Origin of the sequence: Cupriavidus necator, from assembly GCF_013141915.1 — a bacterium.
GTDB lineage: Bacteria > Pseudomonadota > Gammaproteobacteria > Burkholderiales > Burkholderiaceae > Cupriavidus > Cupriavidus necator_B.
Genome location: NZ_SROX01000019.1, coordinates 40,059 through 63,615, shown reverse-complemented (window position 1 = coordinate 63,615; position 23,557 = coordinate 40,059). Strand labels below are relative to the sequence as shown.

Annotated in this window: 26 protein-coding genes; 15 read left to right on the top strand and 11 right to left on the bottom strand. The window is 67.4% G+C overall.

What is annotated here, in order from left to right:
- Window positions 1–47: 47 nt before the first annotated feature.
- The gene (locus tag E5S69_RS26440) at window positions 48–371 is read right to left on the bottom strand and encodes a PadR family transcriptional regulator (protein ID WP_171517416.1); all 324 of its coding nucleotides are present in this window, start codon (window positions 369–371) and stop codon (window positions 48–50) included.
- A 481-nt stretch (window positions 372–852) separates the two neighbouring features.
- Between E5S69_RS26440 and E5S69_RS26435 the strand changes: the two genes are divergently transcribed.
- Window positions 853–1,782, top strand: coding sequence for a DMT family transporter (locus E5S69_RS26435; protein ID WP_171517415.1), 930 nt, complete (start codon window positions 853–855; stop codon window positions 1,780–1,782).
- A 96-nt stretch (window positions 1,783–1,878) separates the two neighbouring features.
- Here E5S69_RS26435 and E5S69_RS26430 read toward each other — a convergent pair whose 3' ends face one another.
- Window positions 1,879–2,136, bottom strand: a complete 258-nt coding sequence (locus tag E5S69_RS26430) for a hypothetical protein (RefSeq protein ID WP_171517414.1) — start codon at window positions 2,134–2,136, stop codon at window positions 1,879–1,881.
- Window positions 2,137–2,171: 35 nt separating this feature from the next.
- Window positions 2,172–2,660 (bottom strand): ferric iron uptake transcriptional regulator, encoded by a 489-nt coding sequence (gene fur / locus E5S69_RS26425; RefSeq protein WP_171517413.1) that lies wholly within the window; start codon window positions 2,658–2,660, stop codon window positions 2,172–2,174.
- A 665-nt stretch (window positions 2,661–3,325) separates the two neighbouring features.
- On the opposite strand from fur, the gene E5S69_RS26420 reads away from it, so the two are divergent.
- The gene (locus E5S69_RS26420) at window positions 3,326–4,219 is read left to right on the top strand and encodes a bestrophin family protein (RefSeq protein WP_171517489.1); all 894 of its coding nucleotides are present in this window, start codon (window positions 3,326–3,328) and stop codon (window positions 4,217–4,219) included.
- Here E5S69_RS26420 and E5S69_RS26415 read toward each other — a convergent pair.
- On the bottom strand, window positions 4,216–5,283 hold the full coding sequence (locus tag E5S69_RS26415) for a LysR family transcriptional regulator (RefSeq protein ID WP_171517412.1): 1,068 nt from the start codon (window positions 5,281–5,283) through the stop codon (window positions 4,216–4,218). The two genes, E5S69_RS26420 and E5S69_RS26415, sit on opposite strands and share 4 nt — an antisense overlap.
- 481 nt (window positions 5,284–5,764) lie before the next feature.
- Between E5S69_RS26415 and E5S69_RS26410 the strand changes: the two genes are divergently transcribed.
- The 5 genes from E5S69_RS26410 to E5S69_RS26390 all read left to right on the top strand — a co-directional run bounded on the left by E5S69_RS26410 (window position 5,765) and on the right by E5S69_RS26390 (window position 9,232).
- On the top strand, window positions 5,765–6,736 hold the full coding sequence (locus tag E5S69_RS26410) for a GlxA family transcriptional regulator (protein ID WP_336510617.1): 972 nt from the start codon (window positions 5,765–5,767) through the stop codon (window positions 6,734–6,736).
- A gap of 179 nt (window positions 6,737–6,915) precedes the next feature.
- Window positions 6,916–7,665 (top strand): SDR family oxidoreductase, encoded by a 750-nt coding sequence (locus E5S69_RS26405; protein ID WP_171517410.1) that lies wholly within the window; start codon window positions 6,916–6,918, stop codon window positions 7,663–7,665.
- A gap of 12 nt (window positions 7,666–7,677) precedes the next feature.
- Window positions 7,678–8,181, top strand: a complete 504-nt coding sequence (locus tag E5S69_RS26400; protein ID WP_171517409.1) for an Ohr family peroxiredoxin — start codon at window positions 7,678–7,680, stop codon at window positions 8,179–8,181.
- A 162-nt stretch (window positions 8,182–8,343) separates the two neighbouring features.
- On the top strand, window positions 8,344–8,823 hold the full coding sequence (locus E5S69_RS26395; protein ID WP_171517408.1) for a carboxymuconolactone decarboxylase family protein: 480 nt from the start codon (window positions 8,344–8,346) through the stop codon (window positions 8,821–8,823).
- 4 nt (window positions 8,824–8,827) lie between these two features.
- Window positions 8,828–9,232: a cupin domain-containing protein gene (locus E5S69_RS26390; protein WP_171517407.1), complete on the top strand. Its 405-nt coding sequence runs from the start codon at window positions 8,828–8,830 to the stop codon at window positions 9,230–9,232.
- A gap of 54 nt (window positions 9,233–9,286) precedes the next feature.
- Here the strand turns inward: E5S69_RS26390 and ggt are convergent, their stop codons facing one another.
- Window positions 9,287–10,894 carry a gamma-glutamyltransferase gene (ggt, locus tag E5S69_RS26385; protein ID WP_171517488.1) on the bottom strand — a complete coding sequence of 536 codons (1,608 nt, stop codon included), beginning with the start codon at window positions 10,892–10,894 and terminating at the stop codon, window positions 9,287–9,289.
- A 43-nt stretch (window positions 10,895–10,937) separates the two neighbouring features.
- The gene (locus tag E5S69_RS26380; RefSeq protein WP_171517406.1) at window positions 10,938–11,921 is read right to left on the bottom strand and encodes a Bug family tripartite tricarboxylate transporter substrate binding protein; all 984 of its coding nucleotides are present in this window, start codon (window positions 11,919–11,921) and stop codon (window positions 10,938–10,940) included.
- A gap of 121 nt (window positions 11,922–12,042) precedes the next feature.
- Here E5S69_RS26380 and E5S69_RS26375 point away from each other — a divergent pair, with 121 nt between their 5' ends.
- The 3 genes from E5S69_RS26375 (at window position 12,043) to E5S69_RS26365 (ending at window position 14,101) form a co-directional block, all read left to right on the top strand.
- Window positions 12,043–13,002: a LysR family transcriptional regulator gene (locus tag E5S69_RS26375; protein ID WP_236901436.1), complete on the top strand. Its 960-nt coding sequence runs from the start codon at window positions 12,043–12,045 to the stop codon at window positions 13,000–13,002.
- Between the two features lie 262 nt (window positions 13,003–13,264).
- Window positions 13,265–13,615, top strand: a complete 351-nt coding sequence (locus E5S69_RS26370; protein WP_171517405.1) for a hydroxyquinol 1,2-dioxygenase — start codon at window positions 13,265–13,267, stop codon at window positions 13,613–13,615.
- A 66-nt stretch (window positions 13,616–13,681) separates the two neighbouring features.
- A complete protein-coding gene (locus E5S69_RS26365) occupies window positions 13,682–14,101 on the top strand; it encodes an organic hydroperoxide resistance protein (protein WP_171517486.1) in 420 nt (139 codons plus the stop codon).
- A gap of 87 nt (window positions 14,102–14,188) precedes the next feature.
- Here the strand turns inward: E5S69_RS26365 and E5S69_RS26360 are convergent, their stop codons facing one another.
- Window positions 14,189–14,899, bottom strand: coding sequence for an SDR family NAD(P)-dependent oxidoreductase (locus E5S69_RS26360; protein WP_171517404.1), 711 nt, complete (start codon window positions 14,897–14,899; stop codon window positions 14,189–14,191).
- Between the two features lie 249 nt (window positions 14,900–15,148).
- On the opposite strand from E5S69_RS26360, the gene E5S69_RS26355 reads away from it, so the two are divergent.
- Window positions 15,149–16,060 carry a LysR family transcriptional regulator gene (locus tag E5S69_RS26355; protein ID WP_171517403.1) on the top strand — a complete coding sequence of 304 codons (912 nt, stop codon included), beginning with the start codon at window positions 15,149–15,151 and terminating at the stop codon, window positions 16,058–16,060.
- A gap of 31 nt (window positions 16,061–16,091) precedes the next feature.
- Here E5S69_RS26355 and E5S69_RS26350 read toward each other — a convergent pair whose 3' ends face one another.
- The 3 genes from E5S69_RS26350 to E5S69_RS26340 all read right to left on the bottom strand — a co-directional run bounded on the left by E5S69_RS26350 (window position 16,092) and on the right by E5S69_RS26340 (window position 18,890).
- Window positions 16,092–16,556, bottom strand: a complete 465-nt coding sequence (locus E5S69_RS26350; RefSeq protein ID WP_171517402.1) for a RidA family protein — start codon at window positions 16,554–16,556, stop codon at window positions 16,092–16,094.
- Between the two features lie 223 nt (window positions 16,557–16,779).
- A complete protein-coding gene (locus tag E5S69_RS26345; RefSeq protein ID WP_171517401.1) occupies window positions 16,780–17,529 on the bottom strand; it encodes a creatininase family protein in 750 nt (249 codons plus the stop codon).
- 74 nt (window positions 17,530–17,603) lie between these two features.
- Window positions 17,604–18,890: an MFS transporter gene (locus E5S69_RS26340; RefSeq protein WP_171517400.1), complete on the bottom strand. Its 1,287-nt coding sequence runs from the start codon at window positions 18,888–18,890 to the stop codon at window positions 17,604–17,606.
- A gap of 231 nt (window positions 18,891–19,121) precedes the next feature.
- On the opposite strand from E5S69_RS26340, the gene E5S69_RS26335 reads away from it, so the two are divergent.
- Window positions 19,122–20,039 (top strand): LysR family transcriptional regulator, encoded by a 918-nt coding sequence (locus E5S69_RS26335; protein ID WP_171517399.1) that lies wholly within the window; start codon window positions 19,122–19,124, stop codon window positions 20,037–20,039.
- Window positions 20,040–20,219: 180 nt separating this feature from the next.
- Here E5S69_RS26335 and E5S69_RS26330 read toward each other — a convergent pair whose 3' ends face one another.
- Window positions 20,220–20,918 carry a hydrolase gene (locus tag E5S69_RS26330; RefSeq protein WP_171517398.1) on the bottom strand — a complete coding sequence of 233 codons (699 nt, stop codon included), beginning with the start codon at window positions 20,916–20,918 and terminating at the stop codon, window positions 20,220–20,222.
- A 321-nt stretch (window positions 20,919–21,239) separates the two neighbouring features.
- On the opposite strand from E5S69_RS26330, the gene E5S69_RS26325 reads away from it, so the two are divergent.
- Genes E5S69_RS26325 through E5S69_RS26315 form a run of 3 tightly spaced genes read left to right on the top strand, consistent with a single transcriptional unit; the run spans window position 21,240 to window position 23,523 of the window.
- Window positions 21,240–21,536: a DUF3649 domain-containing protein gene (locus tag E5S69_RS26325; RefSeq protein ID WP_171517397.1), complete on the top strand. Its 297-nt coding sequence runs from the start codon at window positions 21,240–21,242 to the stop codon at window positions 21,534–21,536.
- A complete protein-coding gene (locus tag E5S69_RS26320) occupies window positions 21,536–23,176 on the top strand; it encodes a PepSY-associated TM helix domain-containing protein (RefSeq protein ID WP_171517396.1) in 1,641 nt (546 codons plus the stop codon). The genes E5S69_RS26325 and E5S69_RS26320 overlap by 1 nt, the downstream gene beginning before the upstream one ends.
- Window positions 23,173–23,523: a DUF3325 domain-containing protein gene (locus E5S69_RS26315; protein WP_171517395.1), complete on the top strand. Its 351-nt coding sequence runs from the start codon at window positions 23,173–23,175 to the stop codon at window positions 23,521–23,523. The genes E5S69_RS26320 and E5S69_RS26315 overlap by 4 nt, the downstream gene beginning before the upstream one ends.
- The last annotated feature ends 34 nt before the right edge of the window (window positions 23,524–23,557 follow it).

Below are 23,557 nucleotides of genomic sequence, written 5' to 3'. Positions count from 1 at the left end.
GCCGCGCAGAAACGGGTACGCTCGCGGCGGCAGCCTCCGGCGCGCGATCAGGCGGAGCGTTGTGCTTCGTCGGTGATTGGCAGGCCGGCGTGCAGGCGGCGATAGAGGTCGTCGATGCGCTGGCGGCTGGCCTGCAGTTCTTCGCGGCCGCGTTCGGTCAGCAGGTAGACCCGGCCGATGCCGTCGCGCAGCACACTTTCCAGGTAGCCTTCCATTTGCAACGCGCGCAGCAAGGGGCGCACCGAGCCGATATCGACCTGGAAGCCATATTCCAGCAGCATGTCAGCCAGCATGGCCACCGTGGCCGGGACTTCCAGGGCAAATTGCAGGACGTAGACGCGGGCCAGCAGGCCGAGGAACTGTCGTTTCATGTGGATTGGCAACGCGGCTGGCGCCGCGCCGGTTGACGCAGGATGCAGGCAGTGTGACGCCGGCAGCGCCACGGGACAGGCGAGGCACGGGGCGTGCCCGGGGCAACGCGCATTCTACCGGATCAAAAAAAGAAGCCGCCAGGAGGCCTGGCGGCTTGTCGGGAATGCGTCGGAGGGGTCAATTAACTCTGGCGCAGACCAGATTTTAATTTAATCGAATGCGGATTGTCACGCATCGCCGTACCGCCCCCTCCTGCGAGGGGGGACGATGAAAGCTCGCGGTAAGAAAGTGACGCGTTTAAGTGACATTGTGGCGGAAACGCCTCCCAAATTTCGCGTAGATCGGTCAACTGGGTGCAAATTCCTTACTCGCCGGCCGGGCGGTGGCGGGCCACAGGTCCGAATCCGGCTTGCGATGGACGCCGTGCCGGCGTCCAATGCGGCATCGCCGACCTTTCTGGCGCGCCCTCACCGCTGACCAATGAAGCCCCTCGACCTGTTTCGCTTGCTGGCGCTTGCGGCCCTCTGGGGCGCCAGCTTCCTGTTTATCCGCATCGGCGCGCCGGTGCTGGGGCCACTACCGACGGCGTTCGTACGCGTCCTGATCGGCGCGCTAACGCTGGCGGCGTGCCTGCCATTGCTGCGCCTGCGCTGGGACATGCAAGGCAAATGGCCGGCGGTGCTGGCGCTGGGCGTGGTCAACTCCGGCATTCCGTTCGCCATGTATGCCGTGGCGGCGCTGTGGCTGCCGGCCGGCTACTCGGCGGTGTTCAATGCAATGACGCCGCTGATGGGCGTGGTGATCGGGGCGATCGCGTTTGCGGAACCGCTGACGCGCGCAAAAGCCGTGGGGGTGATGCTGGGCGTGGCGGGTGTTGCGGTGCTGACCCGCACCGGGCCGGTGACGTTCTCAGCGGAGGTCTTGCTGGGGGCACTGGCGTGCCTGCTTGCTACCGCCTGTTATGGCTTGTCGGGCTTTCTGGCGCGGCGCTGGATCACGCAGCGGGGCGGGCTCGACAGCCGGCTGGTCGCGGCGGGCAGCCTGCTGGGCGCCGCCGCCTTCCTGCTGCCCTTCTGCATCGCCGCGCTGTGGCGCCACAACACGCTGCCCGACGCCGGCGCCGGCGTCTGGGGGGCCATGCTGGGGCTGGGCATCCTGTGCACGGCGCTGGCCTACATCCTGTATTACCGGCTAATCGCCGAGCTGGGCCCGGTGCGCTCGCTGACTGTCACTTTCCTGATCCCGCCGTTCGGCATCGTCTGGGGCGCGCTGTTCCTGGGCGAAGCGCTGTCGTGGGCGCATGCCGCGGGCGGTGCGCTGATCGGGATGGCGGTGTGGCTGGTGTTGCGGCCGGGCGCCGAAGCGCGGGTTGGAACCAGTCGGGCGTCCGGCGTTACCGCCGAACGCTGAGCCAGGCCACCTGCAGAAAAGACCTTGCGCGAGCGAATCCCCAGCAGCGCTGGGCATCACTGCGGCACAACTCGATATCAGACCGAAGCGGCGGCTTCAGGCCTGCGCCACCGTGCCCACGTTGTACTGCGCGCGCACCATCATGACCACGCGGCGCGCCTGGCGCCAGTGGCGCACGGCGTCGGCTTCGCTGCGTTCAGGGAAATCGACCTCGGCGCTCCAGTTGCAGCCGGTATGGTCGGGCCGGTGCACGCACACCGCGCGCAGCTGGCAGTCCTGGCAGCCCGGTTCCTGGCGCAGGCACAGGTTGATCAGGTGCTTCAGTTCGGACAGGGGTTTGGTCAGGCGCTCCATGGATGGCTCCGTCAGGTGCGCAACATGCGGCGGGATCAGGCGCTGGCCGGCAGTTCCGGCACGCGTTCCGCGTCAGCGGCGCCGGCACGGCATTGCGGGCACACGCCATACAGCACCAGCATATGCTCGCGCAGCACGAAGGCGTTGTCGGCGGCAACCTGGCGCTGGCGCTGCTCGATGCCCTCGTCGCGGAATTCCTCCACGCGGCCGCATGCCACGCAGATCAGGTGGTCGTGGTGCCCACCTTCATTCAGTTCAAACACGGCATGGTCGGACTCAAAGCTGTGCCGCAGCAGGATCTCCGCCTGCACTAGCTGGTTGAGCACGCGGTACACCGTCGACAGCCCCGCATCCTCGTCCTGGGTCAGCAGGATGCGATAGACATCTTCCGCGCTCAGGTGGCGCCTGGCGCTGGTGCGGAACACTTCGAGGATGCGCATCCGCGGCGAGGTGGCCTTCAGGCCGGCGCGCTTGAGATGGATCGGGTTGGTGCTCTCGGATGACATGGCGGATGGCATAGGCATGCTGCGGCTGGCGCCCCGCAGTCAGGGCGACGCCCGGCCCTGGCGCCGCGGGCGCGGCGTCGGTGGCTTGGCGGGATTTCAGGCGGGAAGCGCCAGGGCCGGCGGGGCGCTGGCGCTCCCGTCCCTGGCGGCGCGACGTGCCTGCACGGCGCGCGGAATAAAAAGGTGGCCTGGCTTGCCGCCGGAAGACGCGATCGGGAAAGCGGGGTCTGGTTGCTTTCCCGATCTTCCGGAGACTGGCTACTACCAAACGCTCCGCGTGACGGAGCGGTCCCCACAAAAGTCGGTGTCGAAGGCCGCGGGGGCGGCATCCGGAAATCTGTCCCTGCCAGCGCTGGTTGCCTTCGCGTGTCGCGCGGTGCCAGCCTGGCCGGTCTGCCCGCGCCGTCCGGTGCCAGGTTCAGGGCGCCGTGCGTCAGGCAGTGATCGAATAGTAAATGGGAATCGATCTCATTACAAGGAAAATTTTAGAGGATGTCGGAGTTGCCGATGCCTTTGCGTTCAGCCACCGGATTGCCCGCGTACCGAAGCGGGATTTCGCTAACGCGTACCACGCCGGTCAGGCAGCGCGTACCCGCGCGCCTGGGATTGGTGCCGTCCGGGCAACGCCATGCGTATCGCTTTGCATCTACCGCATGGGTGACACTGCTCATACGATTCCGATCATGCACCTCGGAAGAGCCTACTCCTTATCCGAATTCATCGTCTGGTCGAGACGGCAGATCTACGCCTTGCTCGCTTGTGGAGCGCTCCCCATTGTTCTCTATCAGCTCCTTGGGCTGAAATGGCTGTCGGTGCCGCTCTCGGTCGTGGTGTTGCTGGGCACCGCCACCTCGTTCATCGTGGGTTTCAAGAATGTACAGACCTACAATCGGGCCTCGGAGGCCCAGCAGGTCTGGACCCAGATCCTGAACGGGAGCCGGTTCCTGGGTGTCATCAGCCGGGACTTCACCGCCACGCCGGCGGCCGGAAGAGAGCTGATTCTGCGGCACTGCGCGTGGCTGACGGCGCTTCGCTATCAACTCAGAAGCCCGCGGATCTGGGAGAACGCGGGCAAGGCTGCCAACGTGGAGTACCGCAAGCATTACCGCGTGCCCGAGTGGGAAACACCGTTGGAACATGCGCTTGCCCGGTATCTGCCGCCGGAGGAGCGCGAAAGGGCAATCCGGGAGGCCTTCGAGCAGCAAGGGCGGGCAGAGCGCATCAAGGACTATCCGTATCCCAGGCAATATGCGGTCATCAACCAGCTCTTCGTCCGCTCGTTCTGCCTGTTGCTTCCCTTTGGCATTCTCACGGAATTCGAGAAGCTCAACAGCAGCGTGCCTGGCTTCATGCATAGCCACCTGATCTGGCTGGTGGTTCCGTTCAGCGCGATGATCTCGTGGATGTACCTCGCGCTGGAACAGGTCGGTGAAAGCACCGAAAACCCTTTCGAAGGCGGCGCCAACGATGTGCCGATCGCGTACATCTGCCGCAAGATCGAGCGCGAACTGATGGAGATGCTGGGCGAGACCGATGCCGTGCCGGAACCGGCGTCGGAACACGGCATTGTCCTTTAGCCGAGCTCTCCAGCGGTGGGAGCGGTTGCCATCCTGACATCCGCGTTTGCGCGCGCCGGGTTGAACCCGGTCAGGCAATTCAGATCGAGCGCACGTATATGCTCGACCATGAAATCGATGAAGACACGAATGCGCGTGGGCAAGTGCTGGCGGCTCAGGTAGCACAGGTAATGCCCGCGGTCGTCGGGCGCGTACCGGCCCAGCGCCACCAGCAGTTCGTTATTCGCCACGTGATCGCGGATCTGGTAGCCGGCCATCTGCGCAATGCCCCAGCCCCGCAGCACGGCCTGCAGGACCAGGTCGGCGTCGTTGAAGGTCATGCGCGCCGTGGGCGTGTACTTGCGCACCATGCCGTCGACCTTGAATTCCCAATCGAACAGGCGTCCGCCGGCGTAGCGAAAGTTGATGCATTCGTGCTGCGCCAGATCTTCCAGCGTCTGGGGCAGCCCGTGCCTGGCCACGTAGGACGGCGCCGCGCACAAGGCCATCTGCATGGGAATCAGCTGTCTTGCGATGATGCTCGAATCCTCGATGCGGCCGTTGCGGAACGCGATGTCGATCTGCTCCGAGGCAAAATCGGTAGGCCGGTCGTCGAGCAGCAGGTCGATGGCGATTTCGGGGTAGGCCCGCACGAACTGGTCGAGCAGGGGGGCGACGACTTTCCTGCCGAAGTCCACGGCAGCGCTGATCCGCACCAGTCCGCGCGGCGGGCCCTGGCGCAGCTCCAGTATGTCGTTCATCGCTTCGACGATGTGCGTGACGCCCTGGTGGCAGTTCTCGAAGAAGCGCTGCCCTTCGCGCGTCAGCTGCGTGGTGCGTGTGGTACGCAGGAACAGCCGCGTGCTGAGCTGGGTTTCCAGCTTCTGCACATTGCGGCTCACTGCCGATCGACCGATGCCCAGGCGCTCGCCCGCCTTGGCGAAGCTGCCCTCGCTTGCCACGGCCATGAATGCCATGATGCCGGCATAACTGGCCGCGAAGCTGGCCGACAGCGCGTCCGCGCGATTGGGCAAACTCAGGCGGAAGCTTCGTTCCGGCGTATCGGTTGGCTCTGATGGCTTCATGTCTGCCCCCAAAGGGCTCCCTCTTGTGCAGCGCGTCGGCCGTCGCTGATACAGTGCCCGGCAAGCGCGTTGAAGGCGCCGCCGTCCAGGGCGGTGCGCGCCGGGAAGCCGCTCGCATGCACCGTGTGCTGCGGCGCCCGATGCGCGGATGTCGTTGCATCCCTGGCCGAACCTTGCGAATCTTAATAACCGGCCAGCGCAACGTAAATGACAGCGATCCCCGAATTTCTGCCAGGCTGCCAGCCGGGCACTGCACGTCACGCCATCCTCCGCGGCGATTGGTGCATGAGTGGAAACGCCGACGCCCTGGCGGCAGCCTGTGTCCGGCACCGGGAGCAAAAAGGCGTGTATCGCGAAGACCGCCCGGCCTGCGCGATCGCTTGCGCGCGCTTGCTCCGATGACATAGCATCGCCCCGATTACGGTATTTCCCGCCCATGGTCCTGAATCCGCCGCCCCTTGCCCCCGAGAACGCCGAAGATGTGCCACGCAACATTCTGTTCGTGGCGTATCCGGACGTAAGCCTGCTCGATCTTGCCGGCCCCCAGACCGTGTTCTGGGCCGCGTCCCGTTACGCCGTGGCACGCGGCATGCCGGGCTACCGTTGTCACACGGCCAGCTATGCGGGCGGCATGGTCACGACGGTGGAAGGCACCGCGATGCACACCGCGGCGCTCGATGCCTTCGACCTGGGCACGATCGACACGGTGGTGGTGCCGGGCTCGCCGGCCATCCTCGAGGTTGCCCGAACCTCGACGCCGCTGATCGAGTGGCTGACCCGCGCGTCCGGGTCGGTACGGCGCATGGCGTCCGTGTGCAGCGGCGCTTTCCTGCTCGGATTCGCGGGCCTGCTCGACGGCAAGCGCGCGACCACGCACTGGGCCATGCTCGACCGGTTCCGCGTGCTGTTCCCCACGGTGGACCTGGACCTGGATGCGATCTTCGTGCAGCAGCAGCACCTCTGGACCTCGGCCGGCGTCACCACCGGCATCGACCTGGCGCTCGCCATGGTGGAAGCCGACTACGGGCACGAGGTCGCGCTCAATGCGGCCAAGGAGCTGGCGGTCTACATGAAGCGGCCCGGTGCGCAGCCGCAGTTGAGCGAGATCCTGATCACGCAAAGCCGCCAGGTGCCGATGTTCGAATCGCTGCACCTGTGGATCACGCAGAACCTGGCGAGCGAAGCGCTGTCGGTCGAGCAACTGGCCAATCGTGTCGGCATGAGCCCGCGCAATTTCGCGCGGGTCTACAAGGAAAAAACCGGACGCACGCCAGCCAAGGGCGTCGAGTATTTCCGCCTGGAGGCCGCGCGGCGCCAGCTGCAGGATGCAAGCCAGCCGATCGAAGTGATCGCGCGTGCGTGTGGATTCGGCAGCGAAGAACGGATGCGCGTGACGTTCCGCCGGCATTTCGGGCTCTCGCCCAGCGAATACCGTCTCAAGGTGAATCGCTAGACCGGCGAGCGCATCCCACGCATGTCCTGCGGGGCGGGTGCACACCTTTTGCGCCGGCGCTGCCACATTTGATTGATGCCAAACAGGAAACAGCGTGCGTCCCGCGCCGATCTGGTGCGGAACCACCGCCGTCCTTAACATGCGGAGGGAATTGTCCACCTTCTGTCTGGAGAGGCATCATGAAGATCGTTGTTATCGGCGGTACCGGCCTGATCGGCAAGAAAGTCGTCGCGAGACTGGCTGCCCAGGGTCATGACGTGGTTGCCGCCTCGCCGGCCACCGGGGTCAATGCGCTGACGGGCGAGGGCCTGGCACAGGCGCTGGCGGGCGCGCAGGTGGTGGTGGATGTTGCAAACTCGCCATCGTTCGAGGATCGGGCCGTGCTGGAATTCTTCGAGACCTCGGGCCGCAACCTGGCGGCGGCCGAGCAGGCGGCCGGCGTGCGCCACCATGTCGCGCTGTCGGTGGTCGGTACCGACAAGCTCGAGCAGAGCGGCTACTTCCGCGCCAAGATCGCGCAGGAGGCGCTGATCCGCAAGGCGGGCATTCCCTTCACCATTGTCCGTTCCACCCAGTTCCTGGAATTCCTCGGCGGCATCGTGCAGTCGGCCGGGCCGGGCGACACCATCACGCTGCCGTCCGCGCTGATCCAGCCGATCGCCTCGGACGACGTTGCCGACGCCGTGGCCGACGCCGCGCTGGCCGCACCGCTCAACGCGATCGCCGAGATCGCCGGGCCGGAGCGCTTCAAGATGGGCGACCTGGTGCAGCGCTATCTCCAGGCCACTGGCGACACGCGCCGCGTCGTGGCCGATACGGCCGCGCGATACTTCGGCGCCGAACTGCAGCAAGACACCCTGGTGCCGGCGGGCGAGGCACGCCTGGGCCATATCCGTTTCGAAGACTGGCAGCCATCGCAAGGCAAGTAGCCTGGAGACCATATGGGGAACAGCGAGAGCTTGCAGCCGCCACCGCTGACGCTGCTCGACCGGTATCGGGGCCAGGGCTTCACCGCGCTCTATACGACCACGGTCACGGTAGCGGGTGGCGAGGCGGGGCATGGCCGTGCATCGGGCATTGCCAGATCCGACGATGGCAACCTGATGCTCGATCTGCGTCTGCCCGTGGCACTCGGTGGCCCGGGCAGCGGGACCAATCCCGAGCAACTGTTCGCGGCAGGCTTTGCGGCCTGCTTTCATGGCGCGTTGAGCCTTGTCGGCAAGCGTTCACGGGTTGACGTGTCGAATGCCACGGTAGCGGCCGAGGTGTCGTTCGGCCGCGATCCCATGGATGGCGGCTACGCGCTGATTGCCGAGATCCGCATCCGCATGCCCGGCGTGGCGCGGCACGTTGCCGAGGCGCTGGTGCGGGATACCGAGCGGCTGTGCCCCTACGCGAAGATGGCACGCGAGGGCATCCACAGCATCGTCAGGGTCATCGACTGAGTGCACCGTCGCGATTGGTGCCGGCACGGCAACAGCGTGGGCACCATCGGGGCACTACCGCGCGGTTCCCCGCGCACCTAGCATTCACGGCAAGCCGCACCTGCGCCCGACACGCGGCGCAGGTGCGGCGAGCCCCATCCCATAGCCCAGCAGGAGCGACCCATGACGCAACGCCTTAACTTCTTTCAGCAATCCCCGGAACTGTCGAAAAAGCTCATCGAGCTCGGCGCACTCTTCCAGAAGACCACCATCGAGGCACCTGTGCGCGAGCTGGTCGAAATTCGCGCGTCGCAACTGAATGGCTGCGCGTTCTGCGTCGACATGCACATCAAGCAGGCAAAAATCCATGGCGAGCGTGAGCTGCGCCTGCACCACGTGGCAATCTGGCGCGAATCGACGTTGTTCTCACCGCGCGAGCGCGCCGCGCTGGCCTGGACCGAAGCCGTGATCCAACTGTCGGCGCAGGGCGTGCCCGATGACGTTTATGAACGCGTGCGCACGCAGTACTCCGAAAAGGAACTGTCCGATCTCACGTTCCTGGTGGGTACGATCAACACCTGGAACCGCCTCAACGTCGCATTCCGCACCGTGCCCGGTTCGTCCGACAAGGCGTTCGGGCTCGACAAGGCGGGCCTGGAGTAAGGCGATGAAGCGCATCCTCTGCGTATTGCCGGTGCTGGCGCTGTCGTGCCTGGCGATGGTACAGCCCGCCATGGCTGCGAACGATGTCAGCGTCAAGCCGTTGCTGACCGAGCCCTTGCCCGAGTATCCGGGCAAGGAGGTGGAGATGATCGTGGTGGAGTATGGCCCGGGCGGTGCCGACCCGGTCCACCGCCACGACGCACACGGCTTCATCTACGTGCTGGAAGGCAGCATTGTGATGGGCGTGAAGGGCGGAAAGGAAGTCACGCTCAAGGCGGGCCAGACCTTCCACGAGGGGCCTGACGACATCCACACCGTCGGGCGCAATGCCAGCAAGACCAGGCCGGCGAAGTTCGTCGTGTTCCTGATCAAGAAGCAGGGCGCGCCGATCCTGACGCTGGAGAAGTAGCCCGTCTTGCTCCCGGGCGGCAGCGGCGGTGCAGGGCGCGCACGCGACGCGTCTTCAGGCGATCTCGGTCTCCAGCGCCACCCCGTCCCGCCCGGGATCCGCACCGCCATCGAGCTTGCCATGCGCGAGCCGGATCGCATGCACCCACGCGATCGTGTAGTTGTACGGATTGCGGATGACCTCGTAGCCCTGCGCCTCGAGTTCCGCGGTGAGATAGCGCGGAATGCGGTTGCACACATCGATGGCATTGCTGGTCGACGAGAAACGCGGCGCCGACACCGCCGGCTGCATCGCCATGCCGAAATCGACCACGTTCAGGATGGCCTGCAGCACGCCCATGGCGATCTGGGTACCGCCCGGCGCGCCCAGCACGATCTCCGGCTCGCCGTCGCGGAACACGATCGAAGGGCAGGAGGAGGTGAAGCGCCGCTTGCCCGGCGCGATGCTGCCCGCGCGGCCGGGGCGCGGATCGAACACGCCCATGCAGCCGTTGTGCAGGAAGCCCAGCCCCGGCGTCATCACGCCCGACGGCATCGCCAGCGAATGCGTCAGCGCGATGCAGTTGCCGTCGCCATCGACCACCGACAGGTGCGTGGTGTCGCGCGGCACCACGTGGCCGGGATTGACGCGGGCGATGTCTACCTTGTCGCCGGCGACGATGCGCTCGGCAAGCGCGCGGGCATAGTCCTTGTCGAGCAGGCGCGCCAGCGGCACCTCGACAAAGGCCGGGTCGCCGACGTGCAGGTCCTTGTCGCGCGTGGCCGCCTTCATTGCCTCGCAGACGATGCGCAGGTATTCCGGGGTGTTGTGGCCGATCCGCGCCAGGTCGAAGCGCTCGAGGATGTTCAGCATCTCGATCAGCATCACCCCGCCGCCCGGCGGCTGGTTGGTGGTGATGGTGCGGTCGCGATAGGTGCCGGTCAGCGGCGCGGTGCGCTCGACCCGGTAGTCCGCCAGGTCCTCGCGCGACAGCAGTCCACCGTTGGCCTCCATGTCCGCGACGATGCGCCCCGCGATATCGTGCAGGTAGAACGCGTCCGCCCCCTCGCGCGCGATCTGCTCGAGGGTGTCGGCGAAGTCCGGATTGTGCAGCGGCGTGCCGATGGTCTTGGGCAATCCGTCTTCACGGCAATAGAGGCGCCGGCCATCGGCGCTGTACGCAAGCCGTTCCAGGTTGCTGGCGCGGCCCAGCGTGGCCACGTCGGTCCAGAACGCATACATGCCCGGGCGCACGAAATAGCCATCGCGCGCCCAGCGGATGGCGGGCGCGATCACTTCCCGCCACGGCAGCCTGCCGTAGCTGCGGTGGATCGCCTCCAGGCCGCGCAGCGTGCCCGGCGTGGCGATCGACTGATAGCCGATATCGTTGAGCCGGTCCTTCACGAAGAAGCCGAAGCCGTCGCGCGCCTCGCCTTCGAGCTGGTCGGCCCACATGTCCGGCGTGGCGCGCGCCGGTGCGGTGGCGTGGAAGTCGATGTATTCGTGCGCCTGTTGCGACGGCATATACACCGCGGCGGTGCCGAATCCGGCGACGCCGCACATCAGCGGATCGACCACGGTCTGGGCAAACGCGCAGGCGACCGCGGCGTCCGCCGCGTTGCCGCCGGCCCGCAGGATTTCGATGCCTGCTTCCGCCGCTTCGGGCTGCGGGCAGACCACCATGCCTTTTTTCATTGTTACCTCGGGGTCCAGGGTTGCGTGGGCTTCAGTTGGCGCGCAGGTTCAGGTCGCCGATGGCGTCCTTCCACTTGACCGTGTCGCGGGCCGTCAGCTCGGCTAGCTTGCCGACCGGACCGGGCATCGGCGTGACTTGCATCGCACGCAGCTTGTCGGCCACCACCGGATCCGACAGGAATTTCTGCGTCGCCGCATGCATGCGCCGGATCGGGGCGGCCGGCGTGCCGGCCTTGGCCGCGATGCCCGACCAGCCGATATCCTCGAAACCCTTCAGCCCGATTTCCGGGGCCGCCGGCACGTCCGGCAGGTCTGGCACGCGTTTCGCGGCAAACACCACCAGCGGCACCAGCTTGCCGGCGCGGATCTGCGGCAATGCGGTGCTGAGCACCGGCGCCATCACCTGCGTTTCGCCCGAGACCGTGGCGATCACGCCATCCGGCTCGCCCTTGTAGGGGACATGGGTCATGCGCAGGCCGCGCTGCTTGAGCAGCATCTCCACCACCAGATGGGTCGAATTGCCGAGCCCGGACGAGGCGAAGTTGATCGCGCCCGGTTTGGCGCGCGCCGCTTCGGTGAGGTTGTCCAGCGTGCGCAAGCCGGTCTGCGGGTTGGCCACCAGCACGAACGGCACGTTGGTCAGCGTCGCGACCGGCGTGAAATCCTTCTCGGGCGAATAGGCCAGCGGCGCGTAGGCGAACTTGTTCAGCACCATCTGCGACACGCCCGCCAGGAACAGCGTGCAGCCGTCCGCGGGTTGCGCCAGGACCGACTTGGCGGCGATGACGCCGCCGGCGCCGGGCTTGTTCTCCACCACCACCGTGGTGCCGAGTTCCTTGCCGGCATGCTCGGCCCACATGCGGGCGATGGTGTCGGTGCTGCCGCCGGCTTGCTGGGATACCACCAGGCGGATGGGCCGGTTCGACCCCGCTTCGCCGCAACTCCAGGCAGGCAGGGCCAGGCCCAGGCCAGCCGCCGCCACGGCCAGGTACGAAACAACTGAGAGTTTCTTCATAGGTGAAAAGCCTGAGAACAATGTGAGGAAGCTGAGAAAGCCGAGGAACTCCTGCGCATTATTGAATTGGCTTACCATGAGCGCCAGTGAATTGTTCCGATGGATGTATTAGTAAACGCTCATGACAGAACCTGCGGATAGCGTGGCCTGGGCGCGCCGGTTGCGCATGCGCCATCTCGAATCCTTCCTGATCCTGCTGGATGCCGGGACCCTGTCCGCGGCGGCGCAGCGGCTGCACATGACACAGTCGGCGATGTCGCACTGGCTGGGCGAGATGGAAGCGCTGGCGGGCGCGCGGCTGCTGGTGCGCGGGCGCCGGCTGCAGCTCACGCCGGCCGGCGAAGCGGTGCGCAAGCTGGCGGTCCGTGTGCTGGGCGAGGTCTCGCGCGCCCATGAAGAGCTGGGCTCGATTGCCAAGGGCGCGGTGGCGCGGCTGCATGTGGGCAGCGTCTTTGCCGGCGTGGCGCAGCTGGTGCCGCGCGCCATCGTCAGCTTCCAGCAGGCGCAGCCCAACGTGCAGATCGAGGTCACGGAAGGCGTCTTCAACACCTTGCTGGAGCGGCTCGAGCGGCGCGACTACGACGTCATCGTCGGCTCCCTCGACGCGCGTGCCTACGGGCCGCACCTGGCGCACGAGGTGCTGTTCGAGGATGGCATCGGCGTGGTGGTGGCACGGCATCATCCGCTGGCCGGGCGCCAGCGCATCGCCTGGCGCGACCTGTTTGCCTTTCCGTGGGTGATGCCGCCGCGCGAGACCCTGATGCGGACCCGGCTCGACACGGTGCTGCTCGAGCGCGGCGCGGCCGGGCTGCAGCCGCGCGTGGAAACCGGTTCGGTGCTGACGCTGGAGGCGGTGTTGCGCGGCACCGATTACATCGGGGTCTGTTCCGGCGCCATGGCGCGCCATCTGGAAGCACTGGGACTGCTGCGGGTGCTGCCGGTGGCCGACGCCGAATCGTTCGGGCCGGTCGGCGCGGTATGGCGCCAGGGCGGGGCGGGCGAGGTGGTGCATGCGTTCGTGCGCAGCCTGCGTGAGGAAGTGGCGCGCCTGGGGCCCGCGCAGGGCGCGGCCATCGGCTAGCCGCCTCGACCACGGCGCGCCGGAGCGTGCAGCCGGCGTACGGACCGGCCTTTGCCACGCCGCCGGCGCGCGTCGCGCCCGCCGCTTTGTACCGCTTTGTATCTCGCCTGCGGTACGACACGGCGGCTGACAAAGTCGGCCTGCATCGGCTACATGGCCGATACACCGGTCGCCTTAAATACGTTCCGTGGCCGCGCGCCGGATAACCCGAAAGCGAAGCCGGCCCGCTAAACCCTCAACGCGAACTTTAAGGAAACCGATCATGACTACCCAAATCGCCCGCCGTGTTGTCCTCGCCCTGGCCCTCGCCGCCGCAGCTGCCGGCGCCCAGGCCGCCAGCCTGTCTGCCGCAGGCGCACGCGACCCGTTCACCGACGGCGCCCGCGCCGTGGCGGATGCACGTGACCCGTACAGCGAAGGCGCGCGCTCCATCCAGGACACGCGCAGCCCATACAGCGACGGCGCCCGCAGCGTCGACCCGTACAGCGACGGTGCCCGCAACGTCGATCCCTTTACCGACGGCGCCCGTTCCGTGGCGGGGCTCGACCGCAGCGGCGTCTCGGCGGACCCGTCGCGCAGCGTCGACCCCTATCTCGACGGCGCCTACGCGTAAGGCGTGCCGGCCGGCGACGCGCTGGCTTTCCTCATCCACCGCAACACCACCCACCAGGAACAAGACATGACGCGCATCGAGAAAGTGCTGTACACCGGCAAGGTCCATATCACCGCGGGCGGCCGCGACGGCGAGGCCCGCAGCGACGACGGCCGCCTGAACGTGCGCTTGTCGTCGCCGGGCTCCCGGGGCGCCGGCACCAACCCGGAGCAACTGCTGGCGGCGGGCTGGTCGGCATGCTTTATCGGCGCGCTCGGGCTCGCCGCCGGCAAGATGAGCGTCGGCCTGCCGCCCGACCTGTCGGTCGACGCAGAGGTCGACCTGGGCAGGGCTGGCGAAGCCTACCTGCTGCAGGCGCGGCTCAACGTCCGGATCCCCGGCATCGAGCGCGCGGTGGCACAGGCACTGGTCGATACCGCGCACCAGACCTGTCCGTACTCCAAGGCATTGCGTGCCAACATTCACGTCGAGACCAACCTGGTCTGAAGCAAGGGGCGGCTCGCGGCATGGCAGTCCCGTCTGGTAGATCGGCACGGCGGCACGCGCACGCTGCCGCCGTTGCACGCCATGGCCTCAATGACCGGCGCTCTGCCCGCCGTCGACGTGCAGGATTTCCCCGGTAACGAAGGGCGCCGCATCAAGATAAAGCACGGCATCGACGATGTCGCGCATCTCGCCCATATGGCCCATCGGGTGCAGCGCGCCAAGTGCCTCGTGGGTTTCCGGTGCGTGCATCGGCGACTTGATGATGCCGGGCGAGACCGCATTGGCGCGGATGCCGGTCCGCGCATACTCGATCGCCAGCGATCGGGTCGCCGCATTGAGCCCGCCCTTGGTCAGCGATGCCAGTACCGATGGCACCCCGCTGATGGCATGGTCGACCAGGCTGGTGGTGATGCTGACAACGTGGCCGCTGCGCTGCTTTTCCATCTCGGCGATGGCCAGTTGCGTGATATGGAAGAACCCCGTCAGGTTGATGCCCGTGACCGCCGCGTAGTCCGCGTCGGTATAGCGGGTGAACGGCTTGGCGACGAAGATGCCGGCGTTGTTGACCAGCGTATCGACGCGGCCGAACTTCGCCATGGCTGCGGCGATAACGCGGCGCGCCGTGCCCGGGTCGGCGAGATCGCCGGCAACTGCCAGCAGGTCCGGGTCGTCGGATGGGCGGATGCTGCGCGCCGTGGCGACGACGCGATGGCCGCGTTCGCGGAAGGCCTTGACCAGTTCTGCGCCAATGCCTTGCGATGCGCCTGTGATGACGATGACTTTCTGGGCTGCACTCATGATTTACCTCGATGTAGGTGGGGGCCGGCTAGCTTGCCGATCGGGCCGGCGGCGCCGATGGATTCCACTCTAGGGAATCCGCCCGGCCCTTCGAAGGCCCTGGCCGGACAAACAGTTATGCGCGGCGAGTACGAATGCGCCGGGTCTGCACGGGGCCGGCCCCGCCGTGGTCGACTTCATCCCGGCGCGCACCTATGATGGCGACTGTCCGGCATAGCGGGCGATGGTCCGTCACCAGCAAGGGAAGCGATGAAACGGCAATTCGATGACCTTCAGCTCGGCAGCATCGAACTGTTCTGCCTGGCTGCGGAACTGGGCAGCTTTACCGCGGCCGCGGTCGCCGCCGGCGTGACCCCGCCCGCGGTCAGCCGCACGGTGCAAAGACTGGAGGAGCGGCTCGGGGTCCGGCTGTTCGTGCGCACCACGCGGCAGATCCGCCTGACCGACGAAGGCCGCTTGTACTTCGAGCAGAGCCGCGTGGCGCTGGCGCAGCTGGTCGATGCCGAGCGCCAGATCGGCGGCCAGCGCACGGCGCCGGCGGGGCGGCTGCGGATCAGCCTGCCCACGCCCTATGCCCACTATCGCGTACTGCCGGTACTGCCGGCATTCCGGGCCCTGTACCCGGAGGTCCGCATCGACGTGCACATCAGCAACCGCAATGTGGATTTCGCCGATGACACCTATGATCTCAGCGTGCGCGGGCGCGCGCCGGATGACTCCAACCTGATCGCGCGCAAGCTGGAGGATGCCGAACTGGTGGTCGTGGCAACGCCCGGCTACCTGCGCCAGGCCGGCACGCCGCAATCCCCGGAGGACCTGCTGCGGCATGAATGCATCCAGTTCGAGCGCCCCAGCAGCGGGCGCCGGATTCCCTGGACGCTGCGGGTCGGCGGCACCGAAACCGATATCGTGACGACCGGCTCGTACACGGCCTCGGAAGATATCCTCGGCGGTGCCACGCTGGTGCGCGCCGGCGCCGGCCTGTTCCAGACCTATCGCTTCGTCGTGGAACAGGACCTGCGCGACGGGACGCTGGTGGAAGTGCTGCGCGAATACGGCGGCAGCGCGCGCCCGTTCGTGCTGCTTTACCCGTCCGCGCGCCATGTCACGCGCCGGGTGCGGGTCTTGGTTGATTTCCTGCTCGAGAAATTTTCCGCGTAGCAAGACAGCTTGCGCCGTCCGCACGATGGGCTCATGCCGGCCGGATCTGGGCGATGACCACCAGGATCACGGCCGCGTTGCCCGGCTGCTGGAAGTGCGAAGAGATGGTCCGCGCGTGGCCGGCCTTTTCTGCCAGCACGTCGCGGAACAGCTCCGAGGCCGCGTCCAGCACCGCGGGTTGCGCGAACCAGCCCGGCGCGCTGGCAATGTGGCCATCGACCCGCACGATGTGGTCCAGCCGCGCAAAGCCACCCAGATAGGCATCAATCTGCGCCAGCACATTGAGCGCCGCCAGTTCGGCGGCACGCCTGCCTTCGTCGACGGTCAGATCGTTGCCGACCTGGCCTTGCCAGAGCACCTTGCCATCCTGCAGCGGCAACTGCCCGGAAATGAACAGCAGGTCTGCGGCCTGGCTGACCGCGGTATAGCTGCCCAAGGGTTGAGGCGGCGGCGGCAGCGCCATGCCGCGCGCCGCGAGTCGTTGCAGGACAGACATAGTGGCTCTCCGATCGAGGATGGCTCGCAAGGGGCACGGCGGGTGCCGGCCGCTGCATCGGGGACGGCGCGAAGCGCAGGTCGCGTCCGCTTGCCGTGCCCCATGCGACGGACTCTAAGGCGCCGCCGACACGCGATAAAGCCATCAGCGGGAACAGCGATTGATACATGGCGTAATCAATCCCGAGCCCGCCGCGGCCAGCGCCAGTATTGCCGCCGCCACATCACGCCGGCATGGGCTCGCGGCTGAACGCGTCCAGCTCCTGCACCAGGCTTTGCGCTGCCAGCCGGACCAGCGCCGCGCCCTTGTCGGGCGTTGCCAGGCCCGGGTCCGAGCCGATGCGGCCATCCGGATAGCGCGCGCGGAAGTCCAGCGCCTCGCGGATCGGGCCGGTGGGGGCGATCCGGGGCGCATAGTCGGCGGCTTTGCGCGTCTGCGGCAGGGCCCACTGCGTGATCGCGATTTCCGAGGGTGTGGCATGCGAACCGTGGCCGGTCGGGAACTGGTCGCGCGCCAGTTCGCCCACGCCCGCCAGATCCCACCAGTTGCACAGCTTCAGCGCAAAGCCGGCGCGGCGCCGGGCAAAGCTGGCTTCGGCGTAGAGCTCGGAGAAGGCGGCGTCGATCGACGCGACATTGCCGCCATGGCCGTTCAGGAACAGGATCTTTTCGAAGCCGTGTCCGGCGAGCGAGCGTACCCAGTCCCCGATCGCGGCCATGAAAGTCGAAGGACGCAGCGAAATCGTGCCGGCGAACGCCAGGTGATGCTGCGCCATGCCGATATTGAAGGTCGGCGCCACCAGGATATCGGCGTGCTGCTCCGCCTCGTGCGCGATGATCTGCGGGCACAGCCAGTCGGTGCCGAGCAGCCCGGTCGGGCCATGTTGTTCGTTCGAGCCGATGGGGACCACGATGGTGCGGCTGCGGGTCAGGTATTGCTCGACTTCGGCCCAGGTTGAAAGATGCAGTTGCACGGGAACTCCTTGGTTGGTCAGTTGGCGCGGTCGCGGTGCAGCGCGATCCGCGGTATGGCGCGCACGATGCCGCGTCAGCGGCGCGCGCGCTGCTTGCTGGCGAGCAGGATCAGGGCCGCGAGCAGCGGCAGCGCGGCCATCAGCAGCACGCCGAGATGGAGATTGCCGGTCGCGGTCTTGGTCCAGCCGATGGTGGCCGGGCCCCAGAAGCCTCCCGACAGGCCAATGGTATTGATCAGTGCAATGCCGCCGGCCGCCGCGGGGCCCTTGATGTACTCGGCCGGCATGGCCCAGAACACGGTGTAGGCCATCCACAGCGCCATGGTGGCGAAGGTCAGCAGGACCAGAGTCGCCACCAGGTGGCCATCCGCCAGGACCGAGGCCGCCAGCAGCACGGCCGCCGCAAGCGCGGGCACGGCGCAGTGCAGGCGCCGTTCGCCCGAGCGGTCGGACTTGCGGCCCATGTAGTACATGCCGAACGCGGCGGCCACGTAGGGGATGGCCGCATACCAGCCGAGCCGCACGGTATCGTCCACGCCCTGCGCCTTGATCATGGTCGGCAGCCAGAAGCTGATGGCGTAGATGGCGGCGATGATGCAGAAGTAGGCCAGCGCGAGCACATAGACGCGCGGGTCCCGGGCCACCGCGCTGAAGCCATGCTTGTGCGCCGCCACCGGTCCCAGTTCGCTTGCCAGCAGCCGCCGGTCCGCATCGCTCAGCCAGCTCGCCTGCGCCGGGCGGTCCGGCACCAGCGACAGCGCCAGCAGGCCCAGCAGGACGCAAGGCAGGCCCTCGACCAGGAACATCCATTGCCAGCCGGACAACCCGCCCTGGCCGGCCAGCGCGGTCATCAGCCACGCCGACACCGGGCCGCCGACAATGCCGCCGAGCGGTCCCGCCAGGAAGACGATGGCGATCGCGCGCGCCATCCGTTGTGGGCCGTACCAGCACGACAGGTAATAGATCATGCCGGGCGCGAAGCCGGCCTCGAACACGCCGAGCAGGAAGCGCATCGCGTAGAACGTCGGCACGTCGCGCACGAACACCATGCAGGCCGATGTGATGCCCCACAGCACCAGGATGCGGCTGAAGGTCTTGCGGGCGCCGACCCGGGGCAGCATCAGGTTGCTCGGCAGCTCGAACAGCACATAGCCCAGGAAGAAGATCCCGGCACCCACGCCGTAGGCCGCGTCGGAAAAGCCCAGCTCGCTCTGCATCTGCAGCTTGGCAAAGCCGACGTTGACCCGGTCCAGGTAGGCGAACAGGTAGCAGACCAGCAGGAAGGGCAACAGGCGCCAGTTGATCCGGCTGTAGAGGCTGGAAGCGCCGTCGATGGCGCCTGGGGTAGGGATTGCGAGCATGCTGGCTGTCTCCGGTGGGGTTGCGGCTCGATGGGGCTTCGTCGGGGCCCTCGTGAGCACAATCCTGGCAGCCGGCGCCTCGCTGGCAAACAGCAACTCGGTCCACACTTCGTTCTGTTCCGGGCAACGCAGCGTGGCCAGGTGGCCCACGCTGCCCCCGGCGAGCAAGGCGAGGCGCGTTCAGGTATCGTTACCGCTCCGGAAAAAAATCCGCGCGACCCCGCGTTCGACATGCGAGAAATCAATCAGCAACGGCTGCGATATTTCCGTGAAGTGCTGGCGCATGGCACCATCCGCGGCGCCGCGGAGAGCCTGAATACCTCGCCCTCGGTCATCACGCGGCAGATCCGCCTGCTCGAGGAAGAGCTCGGCGCGATGCTGTTCGAACGCGAGCCGCGCGGGCTCCGTCCCACCGCCGCGGCGGCGCACCTGCTGGAATTCTGGCGCGGCTACCGCTCGCACCAGGAAAAGCTGGAAGACGAGCTGCACGCGCTGCAAGGGCTGCAGCAAGGCGAGGTGCGCGTGGTGCTGAGCGAAGGCTACGTCGACCTGCTCGTCAATGAGGTGCTGGCACGGTTCTGTGCGCGCTACCCCCGCCTCGATATCCGCATGGATATCCTTGCGGTCGATGGCGTGCTGGAGGAAGTGGCGGAAAGCCGCGCGCATATCGGGCTGGCCTACAACCCGCCGCCGCACCCGCGCATCGCGTACCGGGCGAGCGCGCCGCAGCCCGTGGTGCTGCTGGTCAGGCCCGACCACCCGCTGGCCCTGCGCGGCGGCGCAGCCGGGATTGCCGACCTGCAGGACTACCCGCTGGCCATGATGCCGGCCTCGTTTGGCGTCGGCCATGCCTTGCGCATGGTCGAGTTCGCCGAAAACATCTCGATCCGCGCGACGCTGGTCAGCAACTCATTGACCGCGCTGAAGCAGTTCGTCGCCTACGGCCAGTACATGACGCTGATCGGTGAATTCGCCGCTTACCGCGAGATCGCGGCGGGCACGCTGGCGGTGGTGCCGCTGGACCATCCCCTGTTCCTCGGCACCCAGGCCCGGCTGCTGGTGAAAGACGGCCGGCCCCTGCCCGCGGCAGCGATCGAGCTGCTGGACCATATCGGCCGGCACATGTCGATGTTCGCGCGGCAGGGCTAGCCGGAAACGCGGCCTTTTGCCGACCGCGCCTGCGCCGCTCAGGCGAGCGTACTTGCGACCAGGGCCGCGGCGGCGAGGCTGGTGGTGCCGAGCGCCAGCCAGCATCCGAGCAGCAGTGCGCCATGGGCAAGGTTTGCGCTTGGGTTCATGGTGTTTTCTCCCGTCGGAAGCCGGCGCGGGTCAGCGCTCGATCACCGGGGCGTGCACCGGCGCGACCGACTCGTGCGGCGTCGCGGTGCGCTGCGCGGCCTTGTGCACCATCGTGTAGGCATAGTCGATACCCATGCCGTACGCGCCCGAGTGTTCCCTGGCGATGTCGATCACGGCGTCGTAGGTGTCGCGGTTCTTCCAGTCGCGCTGCCACTCCAGCAGGACCTGCTGCCACGTCACCGGCACCACGCCGGCCTGGATCATGCGCTGCATGGCGTAGTCGTGCGCTTCCTTGCTGGTGCCGCCCGAGGCGTCGGCCACCATGTAGATCTCGTAGTCGCCTTCCAGCATCGCGCTCAGTGCGAAGGTGGTGTTGCACACCTCGGTCCACAGTCCGGCCACCACCACTTTCTTGCGGCCGGCGGCCTGCAGGGCATCGCGCACCTTCTGGTCGTCCCACGAATTCATCGAGGTGCGCTCCAGGGTCTGCTTGCCGGGAAACACATCGAGCAATTCCGGGTAGGTATGGCCCGAGAACGAGTCGCTCTCCACCGTGGTGATGATGGTCGGCACGTCGAACACGCTGGCCGCCTTGGCCAGCCCGACCACATTGTTCTTCATGGTCTGGCGATCCATCGACTGGACGCCGAAGGCCATCTGCGGCTGGTGGTCGATGATGATCAGCTGGCTGTTGCGCGGGGTCAGGACTTCAAGCTGGGCGTTCGACATGGGATTCTCCTGGTTAATTCAAATTAGTTGATCGTTTGCGGCGGCGCTTATTTCTTGGTGCGTTGCCATGGATGGAACTATAGCGAAGTGAATGCGCCTTACAGGGAACATTCCTTGTCATAGTTATTCAAAAAAATTGAGATATGAACAGGGGTGAGCCATAGGCGGACAGTGGTGACCTTGAGATAGAAAATGCGAATTGTTATCATTCGTGATGACCCGAAATCCGCCTCGCCACATGTCTGCCGTCCCCGCCATCCCCCACCCCGGTTTGTCTATCCCCATCGCCTGCTGTGATGTCCCCGCCGTGGGAGGGCCGGCATGAGCAAAGTGACCCAGGCCGGCCCCTGGCGCTATCGCGCCGGCGTCGGCGCGCGCGCGGTTGCCGCCATCGCCGGCGGCTATGCGCTGGCCGCGCTGGCCACCGCGGTGCTGGCGCTCTACCTGCCGATGGCGCGGCACGATGCCGTGACCACGGCCACGCTGCTGTCGTTCGCCATCTATGCCGGGGCGGTGGTCTGGGTGTTTGCGGTGCGCAGCGCATGCCGCGCGTGGTTGGGGCTGGCGCTGCCGGCCGCGCTGCTGTCGGCCATGCTGGCGCTTGGGCGGGCGGCGTGATGCGCGCGGGATTCAGGCAGTCGATGGCATGGCTGCACACCTGGAGCGGCCTGCTGGTGTGCTGGGTGTTGTGGCTGATGTTCTGCGGCGGCACCGCCAGCTACTACAAGGAAGAGATTTCGCTGTGGATGCGGCCAGAGCTGCATCGCACCGCGCGCGCCGATGCCGGCACGCAGATCCCGGCGGCGCAGGTGGCGCAGAACGCGTTGCGCTACCTCGAGCGCGAGGCGCCGAATGCCGCGCGCTGGCTCATCACGCTGCCGGATGCGCGGCGCGACACGGTCAACGTGCTGTGGACCTACAAGCCGGGCCAGGCGCCCCGCGATGCCGACGGCAAGCCGGTCCGCTTCGACACGCGCCTGCTCGATCCGGCCACCGGTGCGCCGCTGCAAGCCGCGCGCGAGACCCGCGGCGGCGAATTCCTCTACCGGCTGCACTTCGACCTGCATTACATGCCGGCCAGGTGGGCGCGCTGGATTGCCGGCTTCTGCGCCATGTTCATGCTGGTGGCGATGGTCAGCGGCGTGATCACCCATCGCCGCATCTTTGCTGATTTCTTTACCTTCCGGCGTGGCAAGGGCCAGCGTTCCTGGCTCGATGCGCATAACGCGCTGGCGGTGCTGCCGCTGCCGTTCCACCTGATGATCACCTACACGGGGCTGGTCACGCTGCTGTTCATGTACATGCCGTGGGGCATCGAGGCCGCCTACCGCGGCGACGAGCGCGCGTTCCAGGCGCAGGCCAGGCTGCGCCCGCCGCCGCCCCAGGCCGCGGGCGCGGCCGCGCCCCTGGCGAGCGTGCCGGACATGATGGCGCAAGCCGAGCGCGCGTGGCAGGGCGGGGCAGTGCGCCGCATCGTGGTGAGCCTGCCGGGCGATGCCAACGCAACCGTGACGATCAGCCGCGCCGAGCCCGCTACGCTCGCGCACGATCCGCCGGCGCTCGAATTCGCGGGTACCAGCGGCGCCCTGCTCGGCATGTACGCCGAGAACAAGTCCGCCGCGGAACTGACGCGCAGCGTCATGACCGGCCTGCATATCGCCGGCTTTGCGGCGCCGGGCCTGCGCGCGCTGTTCTTCCTGTGCGGGCTGGCCGGCACTGCCATGGTGGCCACTGGCGCGATCCTGTGGGCCGTGCGCACGCGCCAGCAGCAGGCCAGGGCGATCGCCGCGCGGGGACGGCCGGGGTTTGGGCTGCGCCTGGTCGAGGCGCTCAATATCGGCGCGATTGCCGGCCTGCCGGTGGCCTTTGCCAGCTACTTCTGGGCCAACCGCCTGCTGCCGGTGGCGATGGCGCAGCGGCCCGAGGCCGAGATCCGCTGGTTCTTCATGGCCTGGGGCGCGTGCGCGCTGCTGGCGCTGTGCCGGCCCACGCGCGGCATGTGGCGCGCGCAGCTGTGGGCGGGCGCGCTCTTGTTCGGCACCATCCCGCTGCTCAATGCGCTGACCACCGCGTCGCATCTGGGCGTGACCCTGCTGCAGGGGCGCGGGCCGGCCGCCGTGGCCGGGTTTGACCTGGTGTCGCTGGCGCTGGGCCTGGGGTTGGGCGCCGCCGCATGGATGACGGGCCGCCGCCAACCTGCTGGCGCGCGCATGGCATCGCGTCCGCGCAACGTCGCCGGCACGCAGGAGGCCGCATGAACGCGCTGGCTGCGTTGGCGCTGTCGCTGGCCGGGTTTGCCGCCCTGGCGCTGTCGCTCGAGCGCCACCATGCCGATATCCATGGCCGCGGCAGCATGCCGACGCGCGGCGCGGTGGCGCGTTTGCGCCTGGCCGGCGCGCTGGCGCTGACGCTGGCGTTGAGGCTGCAGATTGCCGCGCAGGGCGGGCCGGTGGGCACGGTGTCGTGGCTGGGCATGCTGACGGCCAGTGCCCTCGCCGTGGCGCTGGGCTTGTCCTACGCGCCGCGCGCGGTGCAGCGCCTGCTGCCCGGCGTGGCGCTCATCGGGCTGGCCGGCGCGGGCGCCTGCTGGCTGTTTGCCGGTTGAGCGGTTGAGCGGCCGGGCGGCGGAGCCGACAGGT